General features: G+C 65.1%; 4 protein-coding genes (1 of these 4 running past the window's edge). 2 read left to right on the forward strand and 2 right to left on the reverse strand.

What is annotated here, in order from left to right; genetic code table 11:
* Positions 1-200 precede the first annotated feature (200 nt).
* Positions 201-1898 (reverse strand): phospholipase D-like domain-containing protein, encoded by a 1698-nt coding sequence (locus tag AC1D1F_RS18265; RefSeq protein ID WP_477697235.1) that lies wholly within the window; start codon positions 1896-1898, stop codon positions 201-203.
* A 128-nt stretch (positions 1899-2026) separates the two neighbouring features.
* Complete coding sequence (locus AC1D1F_RS18270) at positions 2027-3955, reverse strand: ATP-binding cassette domain-containing protein (protein ID WP_477678372.1); 1929 nt, start codon at positions 3953-3955, stop codon at positions 2027-2029.
* A gap of 183 nt (positions 3956-4138) precedes the next feature.
* Here AC1D1F_RS18270 and AC1D1F_RS18275 point away from each other — a divergent pair, with 183 nt between their 5' ends.
* Positions 4139-4618 (forward strand): (2Fe-2S)-binding protein, encoded by a 480-nt coding sequence (locus tag AC1D1F_RS18275; protein WP_477678371.1) that lies wholly within the window; start codon positions 4139-4141, stop codon positions 4616-4618.
* A protein-coding gene (locus AC1D1F_RS18280; RefSeq protein ID WP_477697234.1) for a xanthine dehydrogenase family protein molybdopterin-binding subunit crosses the window boundary here: on the forward strand, positions 4615-5000 show its start. The gene runs 1927 nt beyond the window's last position; 386 of the gene's 2313 nt are visible here — the first part of the coding sequence; the start codon lies at positions 4615-4617; its stop codon lies beyond the right edge, outside the window. The genes AC1D1F_RS18275 and AC1D1F_RS18280 overlap by 4 nt, the downstream gene beginning before the upstream one ends.

Consider the following 5000-nt stretch of genomic DNA (forward strand, 5'->3'; position numbering starts at 1 on the left):
TTGCGCGAGACCCCGCCGTAGTCGAGCACCGCAGGTTGCCCGAAGCGAAGCGTAGGGACCCAGACTGCGGGTCGCCTTTTCTTTGGTGACTTTCTTTTGGCGAAGCAAAAGAAAGTTACTTGCTGCCGGGCAACCCCCGGCCAGCAGAATTCAGCAAGACCTCAGCACCGAGAACAAGCAGAGCCTAGAGAGAAATCGATCTAAAGCATCTCATCCGGCGCAAACGGCCCAATCACCTTCAACATCAACTTCAAACCCCAACTCGCATCAGGCTCGACCCTGGAATCCTTGAGTTGCGAGCCCTGCGGCGCGCGCCAGACCATCTGGCCTTCATCCAGTTCCACCCGGTAGGCTCCGGTGGACAGGGTCGGCTCGATCAGGCGCGTGGCTTCGGCCGAGATGGCGCGGTTGCGGATGACGATGGCGACTTCGCTGTTCTGCAGTTGGGAGCGCAGGTCCAGGTTCATGGAGCCGACCACCAGCAGCCGGTCGTCCATCACCACCACCTTGGAATGCAGGCTGGCGCGCGAGCCGCTGGTGGATCCGCCCGTGGAGCCGCCGCCTAGCGCCGAAGAGCCGAAGCTCGAGAAAGAGCCTTCCTGCTCGGCGCGCATTTCATACAGCTCTATGCCCAGGTCCAGCAGCGCCTTGCGGTAGCGCGCATAACCGACGTGTGCAGCGGGCGCATCGTTGGAGGCCAGCGAGTTGGTGAGCACGCGCACACGCACGCCGCGCTGGCGCAGGTCGGCGAACTGTTTCATCATGCGTTCGCCGGGCACGAAGTAGGGCGAGACGATGAGCAGATTGCTTTTGGCCTGCGACATCAGCTGCAGCAGGCCGTCCACCGTGGTGTCCTGGGATTCGCCGGTGGTGTCGGCGTCGGCGGCGATCTTGGAGGCCTTGTCGACCAGCAGGATGGACGGCGCCCAGGTCCAGGTCAGCAGGCGAAAGTCGGTCGAGTCGGGCAAGGCGGCGGCCGCGGCGGTGGACGCCGCGGATGCATTCGATTCGGCGATGGCGGCCTGGGTGGCGGTCGCGAGCGCCGCTGGGTCTTCCCGGTTGAGGTTAGTGGGCTGTGCGCTGGGCGGCGGCCGTTTCAGGGCCTCTATCTCCCCGGCGGTCATCAGCGACTGCACCGGATAGGCCAGCGGGTTGTTCCAGTACTGGTCAAAACTCGCGGACAGGTCGCGCGCGATGCGGCCTGCCGCGATCACGTCGATGTCCACAAAATTGGTCCCCTTGCTCTGGCCGAAATAGGTCTCGCCGAGGTTGCGGCCGCCGGTGATGGCGACGGCGTTGTCGGCGACAAAAATCTTGTTGTGCATGCGCCGCTGCAGGCGGGCGGCATCCTTGAGGTTGCTCAGAATGCGCATGACCATGGAGCCGCGGCCGCCGGGCAGGGGGTTGAACAGCCGCAGCTCGAAGTTTTTCTCGAAGGCAAGCTTGAGCACCTGGGCGTTCTTGCCCGAAGTGTTGAAGTCGTCCAGCAGGATGCGGATGCGCACGCCTCGGCCGGCTGCTTCGCGCAGGGCCTCGAACATGCGTTCGGTGGTGTCGTCGGCAAAGATCGCGTAGTACTGGATGTCCAGGGTTTTCTGCGCGGCCTTGATCAAGGTCATGCGGCTGGTGAATGCCAGTTCGGCATCGCCGACCAGCGCGAAACCGGAATCGTTGCGGGTGCCGGCTTTGGCGGCGCGGGCGGCGACCAGCGCGCCCAGCCGGGTTTCCGAAGGATTGGCCAGGGCGGTGGACACGGGCCGCTCAACTTCGCTAGGCAGTGAGGCGCATCCGGTGATCCACAGGCTCAGGAACAGCAGGAGCAGCCAGCGCGAGCTCCCCGCGGAACGAAAAACCGGGGAGTAAGAAGGCGTGCGGCCGGCGGCAACAGGTGTCAGCATGATGCTGGTCACTGTAGCGTAAGCAGGTGTATTCACGCCCTGTGAAATCGGCGTTTCCGCCCACTCTTTCTGTAGGCGCCCGGCTCGACAGCGCGGCCGGGTGCCTGCGGATCCAGCCTGGCCCTGAATCAGGAGGAGAGGGTTTCCCAGCGCTGCAGCGCGGCCATCAGCTCTTCCTCAATCTTGCTGTTGCGCGCATTGAGTTCGGCCGCCCGCTTGGCGTTGGTGGTGTAAAGCGTGCCGTCGTACAACTCCTGCTCGATCGCTTTCTGCTGCGACTCCAGCTGCTGGATCAGCGCCGGCAGGCCGTCGAGTTCGCGCTGCTCCTTGTAGCTGAGCTTCTTTTTGGCGGAGGCCTCGGGTGCACCGCCATCCTTTTTCGGCTCGCTGCCGGTTTTAGCGGAAGGCTTGGGGATGGACGCCGCGGGCTTGGCGCTGCCGGTGATCTGGGCTGCGCGTTTGGACTGAGTGATCCAGTCGGTCACGCCGCCTTCATATTCGCGCCAGAAACCCGGGTTCTCGGGTGTGCCCTCATAAGCAATGGTGCTGGTGACCACGTTGTCGAGGAAACGCCTGTCATGGCTGACCAGGAAGACCGTGCCTTCGTAGTTCTGCAGCAGGTCTTCCAGCAGCTCCAGCGTGTCGATGTCCAGGTCGTTGGTCGGCTCGTCCAGCACCAGCACGTTGGCCGGCCGCGCGAACAGGCGCGCCAGCAGCAGCCGGTTGCGCTCGCCGCCCGAGAGGGTGCGCACCGGTGAATTGGCGCGCGCGGGCGAGAACAAAAAATCGGTCAGGTAGCTCTTGACGTGTTTTTTCGCGCCGTTGATCTCTACCCATTCGCTGCCGGGGCTAATGAAGTCTTCGAGTGTGGCGTCCAGGTCCAGGCTGTCGCGCATCTGGTCGAAATAGGCAACCTGCAGGTTGGCGCCCCGGCGGATTTTGCCGGGTGGATTCGTCACATCGGGCTGCAGCTCGCCCAGGATGAGCTTGAGCAGCGTGGTCTTGCCGGCGCCGTTGGGGCCCAGCAGGCCGACCTTGTCGCCGCGCAGCAAGGTGCCGGTGAATTTGTTGACGATGATTTTCTCGCTGCCCGGGTGGCCGAAGCTTTTGCTCACGTCGGTGAGCTCGGCGACGATCTTGCCGCTTTTCTCGCCGCTGGAGACGTCGAGGTTGACGCGGCCGACGGCATCGCGCCGCGCCGCGCGGTTGTCGCGCAGTGCCTCGAGGCGGCCGATGCGGGCCACGCTGCGGGTGCGGCGCGCTTCCACGCCCTTGCGGATCCAGATTTCTTCCTGCGCCAGCAGCTTGTCGGCTTTGGCGTTGATGACGGCTTCCTGCGCCATCTGCTCTTCTTTTTGCACCAGGTACTGGGCGAAGTTGCCGGGATAGCTATTCAGCTTGCCGCGGTCCAGTTCGACGATGACGGTGGCGACCTGGTCCAGGAAGGCCCGGTCGTGGGTGATGGTAATGATGCTGCCGTTGAAATTGACCAGCAATTCCTCCAGCCAGGCGATGGAGTCCAGGTCCAGGTGGTTGGTCGGCTCGTCGAGCAGCAGCACGTCGGGCTTGGCGACCAGCGCCTGGGCCAGGGCCACGCGTTTTTTGGTGCCGCCCGACAGCGAGCCGACGATGGCGTCCTTGTCGAGGTGCAGGCGGTGCAGGGTTTCCTCGACGCGCTGCTCCCAGGTCCAGCCGTCCAGCGCCTCGATTTCCGATTGCAGGGCGTCCAGGTCGGTGTTTTCGTCGGCCGCCAGGTACTGCTCGACCACGTGACGGGTGCGGGCCAGGCCCGCGCTGGCCGCGATGAAGACGGTGGCATGCGGATCCAGGCTGGGCTCCTGCGGCACGTAGGCGATGCGCAGGTTTTGCTGCAGCTGCAGGGTGCCGTCATCGGGTTTTTCGAGGCCGGCGAGGATTTTGAGCAGGGACGACTTGCCGGTGCCGTTGCGGCCGATCAGGCCTATGCGCTGGTTGCTCTCGAGGGAAAAATCTGCGTGGTCCAGCAGTGCGACGTGCCCAAAAGCGAGTTGGGCGTCCAGTAAGGTAATAAGTGCCATAAGGGGGCAGATTATCCGCCGCCTCTGTGACCACAGGCATTTCCCCGGCGCGGCAAGGCCATCCGGCAGGTGCCGGGCCGGCGCGTGGCAAGCCTGCAACGACGGTGGTGGCGCTGCCCTATCGCCTGCCGGGGCTCGTCTATATAGTCTTCATTCCGGCGACGCATCGCTGAGGGAGATTTCGTGGAACTGCAAATCAATGGCCGGCTCGTCCAGGCGGACGCCGATGCCGGTATGCCGCTGCTATGGCTGCTGCGCGACGTGCTGAACATGACCGGCACCAAATTCGGTTGCGGCGTGGCGGCTTGCGGGGCCTGCACGGTGCGGGTCGACGGCCAGGCGGTACGGTCCTGCGTGATGCCGGTGTCCGCCGTGCTGGGTAAGCGCATCCAGACCATTGAGGCGCTGGGGACGCCGGAAAAACCCCATGCCCTGCAGCTGGCCTGGATCGCCGAGCAGGTGCCGCAATGCGGCTACTGCCAATCGGGCATGTTGATGGCCGCCGCCGCCCTGCTCGACAAAACCCCCAGGCCGACGGACGCCGACATCGACGCGGCCATGACCAATATCTGCCGCTGCGGCACCTACCAGCGCATCCGCGTGGCCATCAAGCGGGCCGCCGGCATGGCGCCCGACGGCGCCGTGAGGAAAGCGAAGGCATGAAACGGCGAACCTGGCTGTTCAGCGCGGCGGGCGCGGCGGGCGCGCTGCTGGTCGGCTGGGGCATGTTGCCGGCGCGCTCCCGCCTGGGCAGCGCGGCACACCCCTGGCCGGCCGGCGCCGCGCCCGACCTTAGCGGCGTGGTGTTCAACGGCTGGATCAAGATACGGGCCGATGGCGGCGTGGTGCTGGCCATGCCGCGCAGCGAAATGGGGCAGGGTGTGCACACCGCGTTGGCCATGCTGGTGGCCGAGGAGCTGGATGTGCCGCTGGCGCGGGTCAGCTTGGAGCAGGCCGGCGCCGACGCGATTTACGGCAATGTCGCCATGCTGGTTGGCAGCCTGCCCTTCCATCCGCTGGAAGTGGACGACTATGCCGCGGAAGG

Source organism: Polaromonas sp. P1_H6, from assembly GCF_056405195.1.